A 19,984-nucleotide genomic window follows, 5' to 3' on the forward strand; every position below is an offset into this window, starting at 1 on the left:
GAACGACACGATGACCATCACGCAGGAGCAGGCGACCTGGTTCGCGCAGACCTTCAGCCAGCTCGCCGACAACGTCGAGCGCGCGGTGCTCGGCAAGCGCCGCGTCGTCGAACTGGTCCTGACGGCGATGCTCAGCGACGGTCACGTGCTCCTCGAAGACGTCCCCGGCACCGGGAAGACCTCGCTCGCCCGGGCGATGGCGCAGTCGGTGCAGGGCACCAACACCCGCATCCAGTTCACCCCCGACCTCCTCCCGGGCGACATCACCGGCATCTCGGTCTACGACCAGAAGAGCGGCACCTTCGAGTTCCATGCCGGCCCGATCTTCGCCAACATCGTCCTCGCCGACGAGATCAACCGGGCGAGCCCCAAGACCCAGGCGGCGCTCCTGGAGGTCATGGAGGAGGGCCGGGTCACGGTCGACGGCGTGAGTCGCCAGGTGGGCGTGCCGTTCCTCGTGCTCGCCACGCAGAACCCCGTCGAGCAGGCGGGCACCTATCGGCTCCCCGAGGCGCAGCTCGACCGCTTCCTGATGCGGACCTCGCTCGGTTACCCCGACCACGCCGCGACCGTGCGCATCCTCGACGGCGCCGCCGTCGCCACGTCCGATCTGCCGGCGGTCATCACCCCGCAGGCCCTCGTGGGTATGGCCGATCTCGCGGCGAACGTCTACGTCGATGCGCTCGTCCTGGACTACATCGCGCGCCTGGTCGACGGCACCCGCTCGGCCGACGAGGTGCGGCTCGGCGTCAGCATCCGCGGCGCCCTCGCCCTCACCCGCGCGGCCCGGACCCGCGCCGCCTCGCAGGGACGCACCTATGCCACCCCCGACGACGTCAAGGCTCTCGCCGTCGCGGTCCTCTCGCACCGCCTCATTCTTCAGCCCGAGGCGGAGTTCGACGGCGTGACCCCCGAGGCCGTCGTGGGCCAGGTGCTGCTGGATGTCGCGCCCCCGACCCGTCGCGAAGCAACCGTCTGAGGCTCGAACCCGAACCCATGAGCGCCACCGAGTCCCGCGTGACCCGAACCTCCCGCACCGGGGGGCGGACGGGCGCGGGCGTGCACACCCTGCACAGCACGGTGCAGGGGACGGGGCTGCAGAGCACCACGCAACTGGCGCCGGGAGGGCGTTCGGGCCGGATCGTCCGCGCGGCGGTCGCCGTCACCGCTGCGGCGCGGGCCGTGGGCGACGCGTCGCGGGTCACCGCGTCGTGGGCGGCGCGCACGATCCGTCCCGCGGGGGCTCTCGTCGCCCTCGCCGCCACGGTGGGCCTGGTGATCGGCATCGTGTTCGGCTGGACGGAGTGGGTGGTCGCCGGGGGCATCTCGCTGGTCCTGGTCGTCCTCAGCATCCCGTTCCTCTTCGGTGCCCGTGCCTACGACGTCGACCTCGCCCTCACCCACGAGCGGGTGGTGGCCGGGCAGGGGATCCTGGGCGAGATCACCGTCCGCAACGACAGCCGGAGGATCGCCCTCCCCGGGCGTATCGACATCCCCGTCGGACGCGGGCTCGTCGAGTTCGGCGTGCCGCTCCTGCGCCCCGGCCACACCGTCGCCCAGCCGCTGGACATCCCCTCGCTGCGCCGCGGCATCGTGCCCGTGGGGCCGGCGACGACGGTGCGGTCAGACCCCCTCGGGCTCCTCAGGCGCGAGCACAGCTTCGAGGACGTGCACGAGGTGTTCGTCCACCCCCGCACCGTCGCCCTGCCCTCGACGAGCGCGGGGCTGGTGCGCGACCTGGAGGGAAGCCCCACCCGGCGCCTCGTCGACGCGGACATGTCGTTCCACGCCATCCGCGAGTACGCGAGCGGCGATTCGCGCCGGCACATCCACTGGAAGTCCACCGCCAAGACCGGCCGGCTCATGGTACGTCAGTACGAAGAGACGCGCCGCTCGCGCATGGCGGTCGTGCTCGGCGTCGCCGAGAACGAGTACCTCGACGACGATGAGTTCGAGCTCGCCGTCAGCACCGCCGCCTCGCTCGGCCTCCGAGCCGTGCGCGACGCCCGGGACCTCGACATCGTGGTGGGGTCGGAGATCCCGCGCGTCGTGCGAGGGCGGCTCCGCGCCATCCGCCACCTGCCGACCATCTCGCCGCGCGCGATGCTCGACGGCTTCAGCGGGGTCGAGCGGCTCGAGAGCACCATGCCGATCGTCGACGTCTGCCGGCTGACGGCCGAGGCGAACGAGCGGCTGTCGGTGGCCTTTCTCGTCGTCGGGTCGACCGTGACCCTGCCGCGCCTGCAGCAGGCGGCCCTGACCTTCCCCGCCGACACCGCCGTCGCCGCGGTGATCTGCGACGAGCGGGCGCACCCGCGCATGCGGGTGCTCACGGGTCTGAGCGTCCTCACCGTCGGCACCCTCGACGACCTCTCCGGCCTCCTGGTGCGCGGAGCGGCCTCGTGAGCCGGGTCGCCGAGGCGCCCGAGCGCGCCCTCGATGCGTCGACCGACCGGCGCAGCGACCTCCCGCGCCTGGTCGCGGGGGGTGTGTTCACCCTTCTCATGGTGCTCATCGCCGCCGTGGCGGCGTGGCCGGTCTACCGGTCGGGGTCGTTCGTCGTCCTCGTCGCGGTCGCGGCCTCGCTCGCCGCCGCGATCGTGGTCCTCGCGCATCTGCGGCGGTGGAGCGGATGGCTCGTGGCCGCCCTCCTCGCGGGCGTCTTCGTCGTCGTGGGAGTTCCGGTCGCCGTCCCTTCGCGCCTGACCGGGCCGGGGGAGTTCCTCCGCGGGCTCGCCGAGCTCGGCGCCGGGGCGGTCGTGGGCTGGAAGGATCTCGTCACCGTCGAACTGCCGGTGGGGTCGTACCGCAACCTCCTCGTCCCCGCGCTCGTGGTCTTCCTCGCCGGCACGGCTGCCGCGCTCCGCCTGTCGTGGCGCGAAGACCGTCTCGCCTTCGCCGCGGTGCCCGTGGGCCTGGCGATGACCGGCTTCGGCCTGCTGTTCGGTCAGGCTGTCGTCAGCCCCCCGCTCGTCATCGGGCCGTTGACCCTCGCCGCCCCCGTCGAGACGGCGGTCGGAGCCCTCGCGGTGCTCACCGGCGTCCTGTGGATGGCCTGGCGGAGCCACGACGAGCGCTCCCGTGCCCTGCAGCGCGCCGCGCTCTCCAGCGGCGTCCGCATCACCCGACGCCCCTCGCGCACCGAACGCCGGCGCACCCTGCTCGGCGCCGGCATGATCGTCGTCGCCATCGTGGTCGGCGCGGGGGTCGTGCCGCTTCTCGCCCCGGCCGGGTCACGGGACGTGCTGCGCTCGGCGGCCGGGCCCGACCTCGATCTCTCGCGCGAGGTCAGCCCCCTCGCCGAATACCGCGCCCTGTTCGTCGATGACCGGGCAGGCGACGTGCTCTTCACCGTCACGACCGAGGGGGAGCGGGGGCCCGATCGCGTGCGACTGGCGACCCTCGACACCTATGACGGCGAGGTCTTCCGAAGCGGCGCCGACGCGGCTTCCCGATTCGTGCGGCTCCCCTCCGCCCTCGATGCGGGAGACGGTACGCCGACGACGGCCGGAATCGAGATCGGTGCGTGGGAGGGGATCTGGATGCCGACGCTCGGCCGGGTCGCCTCGGTGCGCTTCGACGGCGATCGGGCTGACGCCCTCACCGATCGGTTCTACTACAACGCCGATCTCGCCGCGGCGGTGCAGACCGCCGACGGCGGGCTCGCCCCGGGTGACCGGTACACCATCGAGGGCGTGGAGCCCGCGCTTCCCGCGCTGTCGAGCCTGACCGCTCCCGGCGCTCCGAACGACGCCGCCCCGGCCGCGCCGGAGAATCTCTCGCGATGGGTCCAGCGGCACGCCGCCGGTGAGGGCGGCGCGGCCCTCGAGGGCCTCGTGTCGCTGCTGCGCGAGCGCGGCTACCTCAGCCACGCGCTCGAGGTCGGCGACCAGACGCCGCTGTGGATGAGCGATCTGCCCGACTACCGGTTCCAGCCGAGTGCCGCCGGTCACTCACTCGCGCGCGTCGACGACATGTTCGACGCCCTCCTCGAGCGCGAGAGCGATCCGCGAGCCGCGGAGACGGGCAACTACGTCGCCGCGATCGGCGACGACGAGCAGTTCGCCGTCGCCGTCGCCCTGATCGCGCGGGAGGTCGGCTTCCCCTCGCGGGTCGTCGTCGGCGCGCGGCTGGCATCGGCCGACACGGGCGTGTCGGTGTGCGAGGCCGGCGCGTGCCGCGCGCAGGACGTCTCGGCCTGGACCGAGGTGCAGGGCGGCGACGGACGCTGGGTGCCCGTCGACGTGACCCCGCAGTACGCGCAGTCGCCGAGCCTCGAGGTCACCGAGCAGCGCGATCCCGAGAACGTCACCGAAGTGCTCCCCGACCCCGTCGAGGAGGTCGTGCCGCCCGACCCGACGCAGGAGGACTCGGCGCGCGATGACACCGAGGATGACCAGGCGGGTCTCGACCTCGCGTGGCTCTGGCCGATCCTGCGGATCACCGGCCTCGTGCTCCTCATCCTGCTGGTGGTCCTGGGGCCGTTCCTGTCGGTCGTCCTCGCGAAGTCCCTGCGCCGGCGGGGCCGGCGTCGCCGGGGCGACGCGCCGACGCGTGTGGCCTCGGGGTGGGACGAGTATGTCGACGCGGCGATCGACGCCGGCCGGGATGCACCTGCGTCCCTCACCCGCACGGAGTTCGCGACCGCCGTCGATTCGCCGGCGGGGCGGACGCTCGCCGCCGCCGCCGACCGCGCGGTCTTCTCCCGATCCGACGTCTCCGAGGCCGAGGCCCGCGAGTTCTGGCGGGGCGTGGACGCCGAGCGGCGGCGGCTCCGCCGTGAGCGTGGCTTCTGGCGAGGACTTGCGGCGACCGTATCGTTGAGATCGTTCATCCGACATCTGTCGCCTGGGGGCGACAGCCCGCGCACCGTCGAGAGGGGGAAGCGCCGGGGAGTCCTCCCTGCGCGCGCAACGACATGAGCGCAACCGACGCATCGCTGGTCGTGACACTGGGGGTCTCCAGCGCCCTGGTCGTGATCGTGATCTACGTGTGGACCGCCCTGGCTCTGGGCGCGGTCTTCCGAAAGTCCGGCGAGCAGAGCTGGAAGGCGTGGGTGCCGATCCTGAACATCGCGGTGCTGCTCCAGCTCGGCGGCTTCTCGGGGTGGCTGGTCCTCCTTCTGCTGCTGCCCGTGCTCGGGCAGCTGCTGGTGTGGGTGGCGATGATCGTCGCGTGTCACCGCATCGGTCGGGAGTTCGGCTACGGCGCCGGGATGACCGTGCTCGCCGCGCTCCTCCTGCCGGTCTGGGCCTCGGTGCTCGGCTTCGGATCGGCCCGGTGGGTGGGAAGCGACGACGCCGGCCCCCGACGGAGCGTCAACCCCGAGCTCGGCGGCTCGGTCTCCGAGGCCGCCGGTGCGGACGAGGACGACTTCGATGATCGGGTGTACGGGGTCCCGACGGCGCGCGGCGCGGTGTACACCCCGCTCCTTCCGGCCCCCGACTACGCGGGCTCACGCGAGACCACCCGGAGCGAGGCGTCGTGGGAGGACACGGTGCGGGGTACCGGCGAGGGAGATCGCACCGAAGCCGATCTCGCCGACCCGGAACTGGATGAGGATTCCCCGACCGACGAGTCACGCCGGTCGGCCCCGGCTGTGGGACTCCCGCCTGCCGAACCGACGGACACCGCGCCGATCGCCACGGCGGCGGGCAGGGGCGGTCGCTATTCCGGCGCAGACGACGTCATGGGTGGACTGTTCGCCGAGCCCGAAGTGCCGCGCTTCACCCCTCCGGCAGCGGAGGACGTGCCCGCGGCGGAGCCGGCGGCAGAACCCGAACCTGCGGCGGAGGTCGCAACGGCGGCATCCGACCCCTTCTCGATTCCGTCGTGGCCGTCGGTGCCGCCCGCATCTCGACCCGAGACGCCGGTGCACTCCGGACCGGTGTGGCCGTCGGTCGAGCCCTTCCGCCCGGTGCGCTCGTGGGACCCCGAGCCGGCGGAGGAGCCGGCAGCGGCGGCGGATGCCGTCGATGCGCCCCCTGCGCCGGGCGCCTCCGGGCCCGAGGTCGTCGCAGAGGCGGTCATCGGTGCACCCGCCGACGAACCGGAGCCCGGTGAGGCGTCGGAGTCGGGCGGCGCTGCCACCTCGCGCGCCGAGATCCGTCGCTCCGAGTCCGTGTGGAACGGGTTCGTCCTCGACCAGAACGTCACGGGCGAGGTCACGGGGGCCGTCACCGGCGCGCCCGCCCCGATCGCCGCGGTCCCCGGCGCCGCACCCTCCGCCGGCGGTGAGGAGATCCCGGGCATCCGTCGTCGAAGCACGCCCGCAGAGGGGGCCGCGGGCGGGGATGAGGCCGACCCCGCGGCATCCGCCCCGCTCTTCCAGGCCCCCCTCACCCGGGTGCCGCCCGCGGAGCCCGCTCCCGCGGCCGACCCCGCGTCGTCGGCGCCCGCAGACGACGAGCCGTGGCGGCCCGCGCACTCGCCGATGCCCGAGTCCGAGCCCTTCCCCGAGACCTCCGGTCCGGTGTCCGCGATCGCCGGGGCACCGGTGGCCGGCGCCCCGCGCGCTGCGGGCGGCTCGGTCTCGGCGCAGTACGCCCGCCCCGGGGTGCCAGATCTCGACGACGGACTCGACCAGACGATCGTCGCGCGCCGCCGCCGGACGAACTGGGCGGTCGTCACGCCGGCGGGGGAGTCGATCGCCATCACCTCGGACGTCGCGATCCTCGGCCGAAAGCCCGCGCCCGACCCCGAGCACCCGCGCGCCCAGCTGATCCGGATCGACGACTCCACGGTCTCGAGCACGCACGCGCGCCTGGAGCTTCGGAAAGACACCTGGTACATCCTCGATCTCGGCTCCACCAACGGCGTCGTGTTCGCCACCCTGATGGGGACCGAGGTCGAGGCGCCCTCGGGGGTCGAGGTCGAGGCGGGAGACCGCTTCTTCCTCGGCGACGCCGAGATCCGCCTGGTGCGCAGCAACAGCTGACGATGACCGACCTCCCCGACGAACGGACGGCGCCCTCGAAGCGCCAGGCGCCCGCTGCGGCGGAACCGGTCGAGCAGACGGTGCTGTCGCGGCGTCAGGCCCCGGTCGAGACGACCGCCCCCTCCGTCCGGCGGGCCCCCGCCGAGGAGACGGTGGTGTCCGGGCGCGCGCGCAGCCGCGGCGACGGTGTCGACGAGTGGACGGTGCGCACCTCCGATGCGCGGTCGACAGGCGTCATCCGTCCCGCCCCCGACGCCGGTGGCGAGGCGGATGCCGACGGGTGGGCGCGCACGGCCCGCCGCCCCGACACCGAGTCGGGCGTGTACGCCCCCCGCGCCGACACCGCCGCCCGCGTGGCGCGGACGGTCCCGGCGGCTCAGCCCGCACAGCCCGTCGTGGACGCCGCTCGCGCGGCAGCCGAGCGGCGGCGGCGGTCCCGGTTGCGCGCGGCGGCGGCCGTGGTGGTGGGGGTGGTGGTCCTGGCGGCGGCGGTGGTCGCGATCGTCGCGCTCGTGACGCTTCCGGCCTGAATTGCCCGGTCCCCGAAAGGGGCGTATCATTGAGCGGGTGTGCGCTCACGCGCGCCGTCCGCTGTGCCTCACGACTATCGGGTCCGGCGAGCGGCCGTCCCGGCGCCGCACAGGGATTGGTTCTGCGAACAGGCCACCCCCACGGCATATCCACCCTCGAAATCGCGTCAGGTCGTTCTGCTGCGCCGGTGGATCTGTGGTGAAACCACGACGCTGTCACCGTGCAGCACTGACAAGGAGAGAACGTGCCAACCATTCAGCAGTTGGTTCGCAAGGGTCGCTCGCCCAAGGTCTCAAAGACCAAGGCGCCCGCCCTGAAGGCGAACCCGCAGCAGGCGGGCGTGTGCACCCGCGTGTACACGACCACCCCCAAGAAGCCGAACTCGGCGATGCGCAAGGTCGCCCGTGTGAAGCTCCGCAACGGGACCGAGGTCACCGCGTACATCCCCGGTGAGGGTCACAACCTGCAGGAGCACTCGCTGGTGCTCGTGCGCGGCGGTCGTGTGAAGGACCTCCCCGGTGTCCGCTACAAGATCGTCCGCGGCGCCCTGGACACCCAGGCCGTAAAGAACCGCAAGCAGGCCCGTAGCCGCTACGGCGCGAAGAAGGGTTGAGTTAGATGCCTCGTAAGGGACCCGCTCCTCGCCGCGTCGTCGTCAACGACCCGGTCTACGGCGCGCCGATCGTCACCCAGCTCGTCAACAAGATCCTCGTCGACGGCAAGAAGTCCATCGCCGAGTCGATCGTCTACAACGCCCTGCGCGGCGTCGAGGCCAAGAACGGCCAGGACGCCGTCGCGACCCTGAAGAAGGCGCTCGACAACGTCCGCCCCACCCTCGAGGTCAAGAGCCGCCGCGTCGGTGGTTCGACCTACCAGGTGCCGGTCGAGGTCAAGCCGCACCGCGCCAACACGCTCGCCCTCCGCTGGCTCGTCAGCTACGCCAAGGGCCGTCGTGAGAAGACCATGACCGAGCGCCTCCAGAACGAGATCCTGGATGCCTCGAACGGCCTGGGTGCCGCGGTCAAGCGCCGCGAGGACACCCACAAGATGGCCGAGTCGAACCGCGCCTTCGCGCACTACCGCTGGTAACCAGCATCCTCGCACCGGCCGGAGGCCACCCCTCCGGCCGGTGCAGCCCGACACCAAGGTAAGGAAGACACCCCGTGGCACAAGAAGTGCTCACCGACCTCAAGAAGGTCCGCAACATCGGCATCATGGCGCACATCGATGCCGGCAAGACGACGACGACCGAGCGCATCCTCTTCTACACGGGCGTCAACCACAAGATCGGCGAGACCCACGACGGCGCCGCCACCACCGACTGGATGGAGCAGGAGCAGGAGCGTGGCATCACGATCACCTCCGCGGCCGTCACCTGCTTCTGGGAAAAGAACCAGATCAACATCATCGACACCCCCGGGCACGTCGACTTCACCGTCGAGGTGGAGCGCTCGCTCCGCGTGCTCGACGGCGCCGTCGCCGTCTTCGACGGCAAGGAGGGCGTCGAGCCCCAGTCCGAGACGGTGTGGCGTCAGGCCGACAAGTACGACGTCCCCCGCATCTGCTTCGTCAACAAGATGGACAAGCTCGGTGCCGACTTCTACTTCACCGTCGACACGATCGTCAACCGCCTGAAGGCCAAGCCCCTCGTGCTGCAGATCCCGATCGGCGCCGAGAACGACTTCGTCGGCGTCGTCGACCTCGTCTACATGCGTGCCCTGGTGTGGCCCGGCGATGCCAAGGGTGACGTGACCATGGGCGCCAAGTACGAGATCCAGGAGATCCCGGCCGACCTGGTGGACAAGGCGAACGAGTACCGCGAGATGCTCATGGAGACCGTCGCCGAGAGCGACGAGGTTCTCCTGGAGAAGTACTTCGGCGGTGAGGAGCTCACCCACGAGGAGATCAAGGGCGCCATCCGCAAGATGACGATCGCCAGCGAGGTCTACCCCGTGCTGTGCGGCTCGGCCTTCAAGAACCGCGGTGTGCAGCCGATGCTCGACGCGGTCGTGGACTACCTCCCTTCGCCCCTGGACGTCCCCGCCATCGAGGCGAAGGACCCCAAGAACGAAGAGATCATCATCGAGCGTCACCCCGACCGCGATGAGCCGTTCACGGCGCTGGCGTTCAAGATCGTCACGCACCCGTTCTTCGGTCGCCTCACCTACATCCGCGTGTACTCGGGTCACCTCGACTCCGGTGCCCAGGTCGTCAACGCGACCAAGGGCAAGAAGGAGCGCATCGGGAAGATCTTCCAGATGCACGCCAACAAGGAGATGCCGGTCGACTCCGTCACCGCGGGTCACATCTACGCCGTCATCGGCCTGAAGGACACCACCACGGGCGACACGCTGTCCGACAGCAGCAACCAGGTGGTCCTGGAGTCGATGACGTTCCCCGAGCCGGTCATCGAGGTCGCCATCGAGCCCAAGACCAAGGCCGACCAGGAGAAGCTGGGTCTTGCGATCCAGAAGCTCGCCGAAGAGGACCCGACGTTCCGCGTGGAGCAGAACTCCGAGACCGGCCAGACCGTGATCCGCGGTATGGGAGAGCTGCACCTGGACATCCTCGTCGACCGCATGAAGCGCGAGTTCAAGGTCGAGGCGAACGTCGGAAAGCCCCAGGTGGCGTACCGCGAGACGATCCGCAAGACCGTCGAGCGTCACGACTATACCCACAAGAAGCAGACCGGTGGTTCGGGTCAGTTCGCGAAGATCCAGTTCGCGATCGAGCCGCTCGAGGTCACGGCCGACAAGACGTACGAGTTCGAGAACAAGGTCACCGGTGGCCGCATCCCGCGCGAGTACATCCCTTCGGTCGACGCCGGCTTCCAGGACGCGATGAACGTCGGTGTCCTGGCGGGCTACCCGATGGTCGGCGTGAAGGCCATCCTCCTCGACGGTGCGGCGCACGACGTCGACTCGTCGGAGATGGCGTTCAAGATCGCCGGGTCGATGGGCTTCAAGGAGGCCATCCGCAAGGCGAACCCCGTCATCCTCGAGCCGATCATGGCCGTCGAGGTGCGTACTCCCGAGGAGTACATGGGCGACGTCATCGGCGACCTGAACTCCCGTCGTGGGCAGATCCAGTCGATGGAGGATGCCGCCGGCGTCAAGGTGGTGCGTGCCAACGTGCCGCTGTCGGAGATGTTCGGCTACATCGGCGACCTGCGCTCGAAGACCTCGGGCCGTGCTGTGTACTCCATGGAGTTCGACAGCTACGCCGAGGTTCCGCGCAACGTCATGGACGAGATCGTCCAGAAGACCAAGGGCGAGTAACCCTCCGGGGCTGCGCGCACACCAACCACCAGAAACCCTCTCTACTACACTGAGAGCCATCCCCGTAGACGACCGGTCGCAAACCAGTGCCCGGAACTTCTACACGACCGTCCTGAGGAGGACCCAGTGGCTAAGGCCAAGTTCGAGCGGACCAAGCCGCACGTGAACATCGGAACGATCGGTCACGTCGACCACGGCAAGACCACGCTCACCGCCGCGATCTCGAAGGTGCTCGCCGACAAGTACCCGTCGGCCACCAACGTTCAGCGCGACTTCGCGTCGATCGACTCGGCTCCCGAGGAGCGTCAGCGCGGTATCACCATCAACATCTCGCACGTCGAGTACGAGACCCCCAAGCGTCACTACGCTCACGTGGACGCCCCGGGTCACGCCGACTACATCAAGAACATGATCACCGGTGCCGCCCAGATGGACGGCGCGATCCTCGTGGTCGCCGCCACCGACGGCCCGATGGCTCAGACCCGTGAGCACGTTCTGCTCGCCAAGCAGGTCGGCGTGCCCTACCTGATGGTCGCGCTGAACAAGGCCGACATGGTCGACGACGAGGAGATCCTGGAGCTCGTCGAGCTCGAGGTCCGCGAGCTGCTGTCCAGCCAGGGCTTCCCCGGCGACGACGCTCCGGTCGTCCGCGTCTCGGGCCTGAAGGCGCTCGAGGGTGACGACAAGTGGGTCGAGTCGATCGTCGAGCTGATGGACGCCGCCGACGAGTCCATCCCCGACCCGGTGCGTGACAAGGACAAGCCGTTCCTCATGCCCATCGAGGATGTCTTCACCATCACCGGTCGTGGCACCGTCGTCACGGGCCGCGCCGAGCGTGGCACCCTCGCCATCAACTCCGAGGTCGAGATCGTCGGCATCCGCCCGACGCAGAAGACCACGGTCACCGGTATCGAGATGTTCCACAAGCAGCTCGACGAGGCGTGGGCCGGCGAGAACTGTGGTCTGCTCCTTCGTGGTCTCAAGCGTGACGACGTCGAGCGCGGCCAGGTCGTCGTGAAGCCCGGTTCGGTCACCCCGCACACCAACTTCGAGGGCACGGCGTACATCCTGTCCAAGGAGGAGGGCGGCCGTCACAACCCGTTCTTCACGAACTACCGTCCGCAGTTCTACTTCCGCACCACCGACGTCACCGGCGTCATCTCGCTGCCCGAGGGCACCGAGATGGTCATGCCCGGCGACACCACCGACATGACGGTCGAGCTGATCCAGCCGATCGCCATGGAGGAGGGCCTCGGCTTCGCGATCCGTGAGGGTGGCCGCACCGTCGGCGCCGGCACGGTGACCAAGATCCTCAAGTGATCTCCGCGCCCTAGGCGCACCCACGAAAGCCCCCGGGTCTCCCGGGGGCTTTCGCTGTGCGTGCGCCCGCGTCCGCGACGGGATGTGCGCCTTCGCCGCGGCGCGCGGGAGGAGATCGGCCAAGCGCAGGACGGCTCCGCCCACCGCAACCTTGACGGTGCTTATCTCCTCCGGTGTGCGCGCGATCGCGTGTTTTCGCGGATCTCACCGACGCGTCACCAACCGTTTTCCGAAATCTCGTCGCCGGATGTTGCATGAAGCACGCTTCTTTGGTTGACTGCTGATCGCAGGGAGTGGAAAACGCATACTAGTCCGCCAGGAATGACGGACGATCCTCGCAGAGCATTGCTTCTCGACCCCGTGCGCTGATCGATCTCCTCCCGGGTGCGGCGAGGGCGTGCAGTCGGCGCGCCTGCGTGCGATTGGGAGCGTGCGGCGCGGGCGCGCAGCGGGGCGTGAGGGCTCACGCGCGGTGGAGACCCTGCGCCACCGCACGCATGATGCGCTCCTGGACCTCGGGCCACTGGTGGACCACCTGCTCGTATCCGACGCGGATCACGTGATAGCCGAGCAGCATGAGCTCGGCGTCGTGGGTGATGTCGCTCGTGCGCTGGGGGCCGGTGTGCGTCGCGCCGTCGATCTGCAGCACCAGGCGATCCCCGATGAGGAGGTCGACGCGGTGGCCCCCGATCCAGACCTGACGGCGCAAGGGCAGCCCGAGCCAGCGGAGCCGTGGCACCACGAGCGTCTCCAGCCCAGAGTCGGAGAAGATGTCGGCGGCGTCCAGAAGCGCGCGGGCGGCGGGCGAAAGGGGCAGGCGTGCGAGGGCGTCAGGCGTCGTGAGACCGCGGCGGAACGCCGATTCCCAGACGACGAGAGCGTCTTCGAAGGGGAGGCAGCCGGCAGTGGAGACGAGCACGTTCTCGATGCCGTCGACGAGGCTGTTGGGAGGCCGCGGCACCGCCGGCGTCGCCCAGTGGACCGTCGCTGCGAGACGCCCGGCGCGACCCGAGTGAGGCGGCGCGGCGACGTGCGGCGTCTTCGAGGGATGCAGCACGAAGAGTCCCAGCCGCTCCGCCTGGGTGACGCAGGTCAGGACGACCCCGTGCCGGGCGGCCGCCATGAGGCGAGGGTCAGCGGTCGGAAGAGCGACCCATCCCTTGCGCAGCCGAAGCAGCGCCCCGTCGGCGCAGAGGCGGTCGATGACGTGCCGGCTGTGACCGCCCCGCTTCAGCGCCGCCACCGACGAGATGCCGTCGATGCGAGCGACAGCGGCGAGCACCTCCTCGCGGCGGCGCCGCACCGCGGCATCCCTCTTCGATTCGACGACGATCACCCTCTCAGGGTGGTGCCGTTGCGAATGTCGGCGGGGATCGGTCGCGCGATCTGTGCATGGATGACGACGCGGCACGCGTGTGCAGGAGAGGTCGCGTTCGCAAGTCGGAGGACATCAGCACAAGGGAGGATGGATGCGGCGGCGGACGCCTCCCACGCGTCGATCCCCTCCGGTCTGCCGCCGACGGTCCCTCTTCGGCGCGAGAAGGAGCATGATGGTTCGCACAACCCTCGCGAAGGAGCAGGCAATGGGCATCGACGACATGGTGAATCAGGGCAAGCAGTTCCTCGACCAGAACAAGAACAAGATCGGCGAGACGCTGAAGTCGGAGCAGGCAGAGGGCGTCAGCGACAAGGCCCTCGATGCCGCGGCCGAGTTCGTCAAGAAGATCGCTCCGGACAGCGTCGATCAGCACGTCGACGGTGTCCGCGACAACATCGACAAGCACATCGGCAACCAGTAGCCGAAGCACGGCGCCCGACACGCGGGTGCGACACGCCCGAGTTTGCGACACGCCCGGGCGACACGTAGACTGTTCCAGTTCCACATTCCGGTGCGCTTCGGCGTGCGACGGATCACTGCCAGGGCAGTGCATAGGCGGTGCGCAAGCGCCGGACGCCTAGGCCGCGGGCAGCAGAACAACACAATCCTTCCCCACTTCGGCTCGAGAGCCGCGCGTTCGCGTGTCGAGGGGCGACGGATGCCGGGTGCCGTGCGCGCCCGGATTGACAGAAGAACAGCGGTGCAGCACGCACTGCGCAAGCGGTGCGAAAGTGCCACGGCGCGTCAGCGCCACCGTGCGTCCAATGCCCCCGGGCCCTCCGGGACGGTACGACGCGGAAAGAGAGTGAGCAGACACATGGCGGGACAGAAGATCCGCATCCGACTGAAGTCGTACGACCACGCCGGTCTCGACTCGTCGGCGCGCAAGATCGTCGACACCGTGACCCGTGCCGGCGCAACGGTCGTGGGCCCCGTGCCCCTCCCTACGGAGAAGAACGTCGTCGTCGTCATCCGGTCGCCCCACAAGTACAAGGACAGCCGCGAGCACTTCGAGATGCGCACCCACAAGCGTCTGATCGACATCATCGATCCCACGCCCAAGGCCGTCGACTCGCTGATGCGCCTTGACCTGCCGGCCGACGTCAACATCGAGATCAAGCTCTGAGGTTCGTCGACATGGCACACATCAACGAAAAGGTTTCCAAGGCTCTGCTGGGCACCAAGCTCGGCATGACCCAGGTCTGGGATGAGAACGGCAAGCTCGTTCCCGTCACCGTCATCGAGGTGACCCCCAACGTGGTCACCCAGATCCGCACCGCGGAGAAGGACGGCTACTCGGCCGTCCAGATCGCCGCCGGCGCCATCGACCCCCGCAAGGTGAACAAGCCCCTCACGGCCCACTTCGAGGCCGCGGGCGTCACCCCCCGCCGTCACCTCACCGAGGTGCGCACCGCTGACGCTGCTGACTACTCACTCGGTCAGGAGCCTCACGGTGGACGGCGTCTTCGAGGCCGGCCAGCTGGTCGACGTCGTCGGCACCAGCAAGGGCAAGGGCACCGCAGGTGTGATGAAGCGTCACAACTTCGCCGGTGTCTCGGCCTCGCACGGTGCACACCGCAACCACCGCAAGCCCGGTTCGATCGGCGCCTCGTCGACCCCGAGCCGCGTCTTCAAGGGCATGCGCATGGCCGGCCGTATGGGCGGCGAGCGCGTGACCGTTCTCAACCTCACGGTGCACGCCGTGGACGCCGAGAAGGGTCTGCTGCTCGTCAAGGGCGCCGTCCCCGGTGCCCGTGGCCGTACCGTCTACGTCCGCAACGCAGTGAAGGGTGCCTGATCGACATGGCTGACTCCACTCTCGCGCTCGACGTCCTGAAGGCCGACGGAAAGAAGGCCGGCTCTGTCGAGCTGCCCGCCGCGCTCTTCGACGTCAAGACGAACATCCCGCTCATCCACCAGGTCGTCGTCGCCCAGCGCGCCGCCGCCCGCCAGGGGACGCACGCGACCAAGACCCGCGGCGACGTCTCGGGTTCGGGTCGCAAGCCCTTCAAGCAGAAGGGCACGGGCAACGCCCGTCAGGGTTCGGTCCGGATGCCGCAGCACCGCGGCGGTGGCACCGTCCACGGTCCGCAGCCCCGCGACTACTCGCAGCGCACCCCCAAGAAGATGATCGCCGCGGCGCTCCTGGGCGCCCTGAGCGACCGCGCCCGCGGTGAGCGTCTCCACATCGTCGAGTCGCTCGGCGTGACCGATGCGCCCTCGACCAAGGCCGCGGCATCCGTGCTCACCGCACTCGGCGCCGTCAAGAACGTCCTGGTCGTGGTCGAGCGCACCGACGAGATCAGCGTCATGAGCGTCCGCAACCTCGCGTACGTCCACGTGCTGTCCTTCGACCAGCTCAACGCCTACGACGTGCTCGTCTCCGACGACATCGTCTTCACCAAGGCCGCGTACGACGCCTTCGTGTCGGCTCGCACAGCCACCACCCAGGAGGTCTCGGCATGAACAACATCGCCGTCAACAAGGACCCGCGCGACATCATCCTGAAGCCGGTCGTGTCCGAGAAGAGCTACGGGCTCATCGACGAGGGCAAGTACACCTTCCTCGTCGACCCGCGGGCGACCAAGACCGAGATCAAGCTCGCGATCGAGAAGATCTTCGGCGTCAAGGTGGCCTCGGTCAACACGCTGAACCGCACGGGCAAGGCTCGTCGCACCCGCTTCGGCATGGGAAAGCGCAAGGACACCAAGCGCGCCATCGTCACCCTGAAGTCGGGCACCATCGACATCTTCACCGCGGTCGGCTGACCGGCGGGATAAGGACGAGAGAACATGGCTATTCGCAAGTACAAGCCCACGACCCCCGGTCGCCGCGGCTCGTCGGTGGCGGACTTCGCCGAGATCACCCGATCGACGCCCGAGAAGTCCCTCCTCCGCCCGCTGGCAAAGACCGGCGGTCGCAACAACCAGGGCCGCATCACGACCCGTCACATCGGTGGTGGCCACAAGCGCCAGTACCGCGTCATCGACTTCCGTCGTGACGACAAGGACGGCGTCAACGCCAAGGTCGCGCACATCGAGTACGACCCCAACCGCACCGCTCGCATCGCGCTGCTTCACTACGTCGACGGCGAGAAGCGCTACATCCTCGCCCCGAACAAGCTGGCGCAGGGTGACGTGGTCGAGTCGGGTCCGTCGGCTGACATCAAGCCCGGCAACAACCTGCCGCTGCGCAACATCCCCACGGGTACGGTCATCCACGCCATCGAGCTCCGCCCCGGCGGCGGCGCGAAGATGGCCCGCTCGGCCGGCGCCGCGGTGCGCCTGGTCGCGAAGGACGGCCCGTACGCCCAGCTGCGTCTGCCCTCGGGCGAGATCCGCAACGTCGACGTCCGCTGCCGCGCGACGATCGGCGAGGTCGGCAACGCCGAGCAGTCCAACATCAACTGGGGCAAGGCCGGCCGCAAGCGCTGGAAGGGCGTCCGCCCGACCGTGCGTGGTGTCGCCATGAACCCCGTCGACCACCCGCACGGTGGTGGTGAGGGCAAGACCTCCGGTGGTCGCCACCCGGTCTCGCCGTGGGGTCAGGCCGAGGGCCGCACCCGCCACGCCAACAAGGAGAGCGACAAGCTCATCGTCCGCCGTCGCAACGCCGGCAAGAAGCGCAAGTAGGTAGGAACTTCAGATGCCACGCAGTCTTAAGAAGGGCCCCTTCGTCGACGAGCACCTGCTTCGCAAGGTTGTTTCGCAGAACGAGGCGGGAACCAAGAACGTCATCAAGACGTGGTCACGTCGCTCGATGATCGTGCCGGCCATGCTCGGCCACACGATCGCCGTCCACGATGGCCGCAAGCACATCCCGGTCTTCGTCACCGAGACGATGGTCGGCCACAAGCTGGGCGAGTTCGCGCCCACCCGCACCTTCCGCGGTCACGAGAAGGACGACAAGAAGGGCCGCCGCCGCTGACGCGGGGGCGCAAGGAGAGAGAAATGGTGGAGTCCATCGCACGCGTGCGACACATCCGCGTGACCCCTCAGAAGGCTCGTCGTGTCGTCGCTCTCATCAAGGGCAAGCAGGCTCAGGAGGCCCTGGCCATCCTGAAGTTCGCTCAGCAGAGCGCCAGTGAGCCCATCTACAAGCTCGTCGAGTCGGCCATCGCGAATGCTCGCGTCAAGGCCGACAAGGAGAACGAGTACCTCGACGACGCCGACCTGTACGTGAAGAACGCGTACGTGGACGAGGGCACGACGCTCAAGCGTTTCCAGCCCCGCGCCCAGGGTCGCGCGTTCCAGATCAAGAAGCGCACCAGCCACATCACCGTCGTGCTGTCGACCCCCGAGGTCGCCGAGACGGCTCCGGCTGCCACGAGCAAGAAGGCGAGCAAGTAATGGGACAGAAGGTCAACCCGTACGGCTTCCGCCTCGGCATCACCACCGACCACGTGTCGCGGTGGTTCTCCGACTCGACGAAGCCCGGTCAGCGCTACGCCGACTACGTGGCCGAGGACATCAAGATCCGTCAGCTGCTGCAGAAGCAGCTCGACCGCGCCGGTGTCAGCAACATCGAGATCGAGCGCACCCGCGACCGTGTCCGCGTCGACATCCACACCGCCCGCCCGGGCATCGTGATCGGTCGTCGCGGCGCCGAGGCCGAGCGCATCCGCGCCGACCTCGAGAAGCTCACCGGCAAGCAGATCCAGCTGAACATCCTCGAGGTCAAGAACCCCGAGGCCGACGCTCAGCTGGTCGCGCAGGGCATCGCCGAGCAGCTCTCTGCTCGCGTGGCGTTCCGCCGCGCGATGCGCAAGGGCCTGCAGGGCGCGCAGCGCGCCGGCGCCAAAGGCGTCCGCATCCAGGTCTCCGGCCGCCTCGGCGGCGCCGAGATGAGCCGTTCGGAGTTCTACCGCGAGGGCCGGGTGCCGCTGCACACGCTGCGCGCGAACATCGACTACGGCTTCTACGAGGCCAAGACCACCTTCGGCCGCATCGGCGTGAAGGTCTGGATCTATAAGGGCGACCTCACCAACAAGGAACTCGCACGCGAGCAGGCCAACGCGCCGAAGTCGCGCGGTCGTGACGACCGCGGCGACCGTCGCCGCGGCCCCCGCAGCGAGGCCCCCGTCGCAGAAGGAGCGTCGGCGTAATGCTCATTCCCCGCAAGGTCAAGTACCGCAAGCAGCACCACCCGGGTCGCTCGGGCCAGGCCACCGGCGGCACGAAGGTCTCCTTCGGCGAGTTCGGCATCCAGGCCCTCACCCCCGCGTATGTGACGAACCGTCAGATCGAGTCCGCTCGTATCGCGATGACACGTCACATCAAGCGTGGCGGCAAGGTGTGGATCAACATCTACCCCGACCGACCGCTCACCAAGAAGCCCGCCGAAACCCGCATGGGTTCCGGTAAGGGTTCGCCGGAGTGGTGGGTCGCCAACGTCAAGCCGGGCCGGGTCCTCTTCGAGGTCTCGGGCGTGAACGAGCAGCTCGCTCGTGAGGCGCTGACCCGTGCCATCCACAAGCTGCCCCTGAAGGCACGCATCATCAAGCGCGAGGAGGGCGACGCGTAATGGCGATCGGCACCAAGACGCTCGCACCGAGCGAGCTGGACACGTTCGAAGACCAGCGCCTGGTCGAGGAGCTGCGCAAGGCCAAGGAAGAGCTGTTCAACCTGCGCTTCCAGTCGGCCACCGGCCAGCTCGAGAGCCACGGCCGCATCCGCGCCGTCAAGCGCGACATCGCGCGGCTGTACACCGTGATCCGTGAGCGCGAGCTCGGCATCCGTGCCACGCCTGCGCCCGTGGAGACCGCGACGAAGACGAAGAAGACCAAGGCCAAGAAGGCGGATGCCGCTGACTCGGCCGCGAAGGAAGAGGGGGCTGAGTGATGGCCACCGCCAAGAAGGCCGACGCCGCCACGGAGCAGGTCAAGGGCCACGAGAGCGCCGAGCACGATGTGCGCGACGCCGACGCCCGCGGGTACCGCAAGGCCCGCCGCGGCTACGTCATCAGCGACAAGATGGACAAGACCATCGTCGTCGAGGTCGAAGACCGCGTGAAGCACCCGCTGTACGGCAAGGTCATCCGCCGCACGTCCAAGGTGAAGGCGCACGATGAGGGCAACACCGCCGGCATCGGCGACCTGGTCGTCATCAACGAGACCCGCCCGCTCAGCGCGACCAAGCGCTGGCGTCTGGTCGAGATCGTGGAGAAGGCCAAGTGATCCAGAACGAATCCCGGCTGAAGGTCGCCGACAACACCGGCGCCAAGGAGCTGCTCACCATCCGCGTGCTCGGCGGCTCGAACCGTCGGTACGCCGGCGTGGGCGATGTCATCGTCGCCACCGTCAAGGACGCCATTCCCGGCGGCAACGTCAAGAAGGGTGACGTCGTCAAGGCGGTCGTCGTCCGGACGGTCAAGCAGACCCGACGTGCCGACGGCTCATACATCAAGTTCGACGAGAACGCCGCCGTCATCCTGAAGAGCGACGGGGAGCCCCGCGGCACCCGCATCTTCGGGCCGGTCGGCCGTGAGCTGCGCGACAAGCGGTTCATGAAGATCGTCTCGCTCGCCCCGGAGGTCATCTGA

At 69.3% G+C, this 19,984-nt stretch carries 22 protein-coding genes and 1 pseudogene; 22 read left to right on the forward strand and 1 reads right to left on the reverse strand.

From position 1 onward, the window contains the following. Positions 1-10 precede the first annotated feature (10 nt). The 9 genes from QSU92_RS11370 (at position 11) to tuf (ending at position 12,066) form a co-directional block, all read left to right on the forward strand. On the forward strand, positions 11-979 hold the full coding sequence (locus QSU92_RS11370; protein ID WP_289261884.1) for an AAA family ATPase: 969 nt from the start codon (positions 11-13) through the stop codon (positions 977-979). Positions 980-1,017: 38 nt separating this feature from the next. Next, the gene (locus tag QSU92_RS11375) at positions 1,018-2,406 is read left to right on the forward strand and encodes a DUF58 domain-containing protein (RefSeq protein ID WP_333783426.1); all 1,389 of its coding nucleotides are present in this window, start codon (positions 1,018-1,020) and stop codon (positions 2,404-2,406) included. After that, positions 2,403-4,922 (forward strand): transglutaminase TgpA family protein, encoded by a 2,520-nt coding sequence (locus tag QSU92_RS11380; protein WP_289261888.1) that lies wholly within the window; start codon positions 2,403-2,405, stop codon positions 4,920-4,922. The genes QSU92_RS11375 and QSU92_RS11380 overlap by 4 nt, the downstream gene beginning before the upstream one ends. Further along, positions 4,919-6,937, forward strand: coding sequence for a DUF5684 domain-containing protein (locus QSU92_RS11385; protein ID WP_289261892.1), 2,019 nt, complete (start codon positions 4,919-4,921; stop codon positions 6,935-6,937). The genes QSU92_RS11380 and QSU92_RS11385 overlap by 4 nt, the downstream gene beginning before the upstream one ends. Before the next feature lie 2 nt (positions 6,938-6,939). Next, on the forward strand, positions 6,940-7,467 hold the full coding sequence (locus QSU92_RS11390) for a hypothetical protein (protein ID WP_289261894.1): 528 nt from the start codon (positions 6,940-6,942) through the stop codon (positions 7,465-7,467). 245 nt (positions 7,468-7,712) lie between these two features. Next, positions 7,713-8,081 (forward strand): 30S ribosomal protein S12, encoded by a 369-nt coding sequence (rpsL, locus tag QSU92_RS11395; protein WP_018171438.1) that lies wholly within the window; start codon positions 7,713-7,715, stop codon positions 8,079-8,081. Between the two features lie 5 nt (positions 8,082-8,086). Further along, positions 8,087-8,557 carry a 30S ribosomal protein S7 gene (gene rpsG / locus QSU92_RS11400; RefSeq protein WP_124291717.1) on the forward strand — a complete coding sequence of 157 codons (471 nt, stop codon included), beginning with the start codon at positions 8,087-8,089 and terminating at the stop codon, positions 8,555-8,557. 74 nt (positions 8,558-8,631) lie between these two features. Next, a complete protein-coding gene (gene fusA, locus QSU92_RS11405) occupies positions 8,632-10,746 on the forward strand; it encodes an elongation factor G (protein ID WP_289261907.1) in 2,115 nt (704 codons plus the stop codon). A 126-nt stretch (positions 10,747-10,872) separates the two neighbouring features. Continuing rightward, the gene (tuf, locus tag QSU92_RS11410) at positions 10,873-12,066 is read left to right on the forward strand and encodes an elongation factor Tu (protein ID WP_124291715.1); all 1,194 of its coding nucleotides are present in this window, start codon (positions 10,873-10,875) and stop codon (positions 12,064-12,066) included. A gap of 463 nt (positions 12,067-12,529) precedes the next feature. Here tuf and QSU92_RS11415 read toward each other — a convergent pair whose 3' ends face one another. After that, entirely contained in the window at positions 12,530-13,402 is an 873-nt protein-coding gene (locus tag QSU92_RS11415) for an endonuclease domain-containing protein (protein WP_289261910.1), read from the reverse strand. A 211-nt stretch (positions 13,403-13,613) separates the two neighbouring features. On the opposite strand from QSU92_RS11415, the gene QSU92_RS11420 reads away from it, so the two are divergent. From QSU92_RS11420 to rplN, 13 genes and pseudogenes are all read left to right on the forward strand, one after another. After that, the gene (locus QSU92_RS11420; protein WP_422880374.1) at positions 13,614-13,865 is read left to right on the forward strand and encodes a hypothetical protein; all 252 of its coding nucleotides are present in this window, start codon (positions 13,614-13,616) and stop codon (positions 13,863-13,865) included. Between the two features lie 396 nt (positions 13,866-14,261). After that, a complete protein-coding gene (rpsJ, locus tag QSU92_RS11425; protein WP_045246810.1) occupies positions 14,262-14,570 on the forward strand; it encodes a 30S ribosomal protein S10 in 309 nt (102 codons plus the stop codon). An 11-nt stretch (positions 14,571-14,581) separates the two neighbouring features. Continuing rightward, positions 14,582-15,242: pseudogene (rplC, locus tag QSU92_RS11430) on the forward strand (50S ribosomal protein L3). Between the two features lie 5 nt (positions 15,243-15,247). Next, positions 15,248-15,910, forward strand: a complete 663-nt coding sequence (rplD, locus tag QSU92_RS11435; protein ID WP_179558514.1) for a 50S ribosomal protein L4 — start codon at positions 15,248-15,250, stop codon at positions 15,908-15,910. Continuing rightward, complete coding sequence (gene rplW, locus QSU92_RS11440; RefSeq protein ID WP_289261920.1) at positions 15,907-16,212, forward strand: 50S ribosomal protein L23; 306 nt, start codon at positions 15,907-15,909, stop codon at positions 16,210-16,212. The genes rplD and rplW overlap by 4 nt, the downstream gene beginning before the upstream one ends. A 24-nt stretch (positions 16,213-16,236) precedes the next feature. Next, positions 16,237-17,076 (forward strand): 50S ribosomal protein L2, encoded by an 840-nt coding sequence (gene rplB, locus QSU92_RS11445; protein WP_124291709.1) that lies wholly within the window; start codon positions 16,237-16,239, stop codon positions 17,074-17,076. 13 nt (positions 17,077-17,089) lie between these two features. Then, a complete protein-coding gene (gene rpsS / locus QSU92_RS11450; RefSeq protein ID WP_124291708.1) occupies positions 17,090-17,371 on the forward strand; it encodes a 30S ribosomal protein S19 in 282 nt (93 codons plus the stop codon). 23 nt (positions 17,372-17,394) lie between these two features. Next, positions 17,395-17,793, forward strand: a complete 399-nt coding sequence (rplV, locus tag QSU92_RS11455; RefSeq protein ID WP_124291707.1) for a 50S ribosomal protein L22 — start codon at positions 17,395-17,397, stop codon at positions 17,791-17,793. Continuing rightward, positions 17,793-18,548 carry a 30S ribosomal protein S3 gene (gene rpsC, locus QSU92_RS11460; RefSeq protein WP_124291706.1) on the forward strand — a complete coding sequence of 252 codons (756 nt, stop codon included), beginning with the start codon at positions 17,793-17,795 and terminating at the stop codon, positions 18,546-18,548. Before rplV ends, rpsC begins: the two co-directional genes overlap by 1 nt. Then, positions 18,548-18,967, forward strand: coding sequence for a 50S ribosomal protein L16 (gene rplP / locus QSU92_RS11465; RefSeq protein ID WP_124291705.1), 420 nt, complete (start codon positions 18,548-18,550; stop codon positions 18,965-18,967). The genes rpsC and rplP overlap by 1 nt, the downstream gene beginning before the upstream one ends. Next, the gene (gene rpmC / locus QSU92_RS11470; protein WP_124291704.1) at positions 18,967-19,284 is read left to right on the forward strand and encodes a 50S ribosomal protein L29; all 318 of its coding nucleotides are present in this window, start codon (positions 18,967-18,969) and stop codon (positions 19,282-19,284) included. The genes rplP and rpmC overlap by 1 nt, the downstream gene beginning before the upstream one ends. Next, positions 19,284-19,619 carry a 30S ribosomal protein S17 gene (rpsQ, locus tag QSU92_RS11475; protein WP_289261927.1) on the forward strand — a complete coding sequence of 112 codons (336 nt, stop codon included), beginning with the start codon at positions 19,284-19,286 and terminating at the stop codon, positions 19,617-19,619. The genes rpmC and rpsQ overlap by 1 nt, the downstream gene beginning before the upstream one ends. After that, the gene (gene rplN, locus QSU92_RS11480; protein ID WP_124291703.1) at positions 19,616-19,984 is read left to right on the forward strand and encodes a 50S ribosomal protein L14; all 369 of its coding nucleotides are present in this window, start codon (positions 19,616-19,618) and stop codon (positions 19,982-19,984) included. The genes rpsQ and rplN overlap by 4 nt, the downstream gene beginning before the upstream one ends.

This window comes from Microbacterium sp. ET2, from assembly GCF_030347395.1.
GTDB classification, from domain to species: Bacteria; Actinomycetota; Actinomycetes; order Actinomycetales; family Microbacteriaceae; genus Microbacterium; species Microbacterium albipurpureum.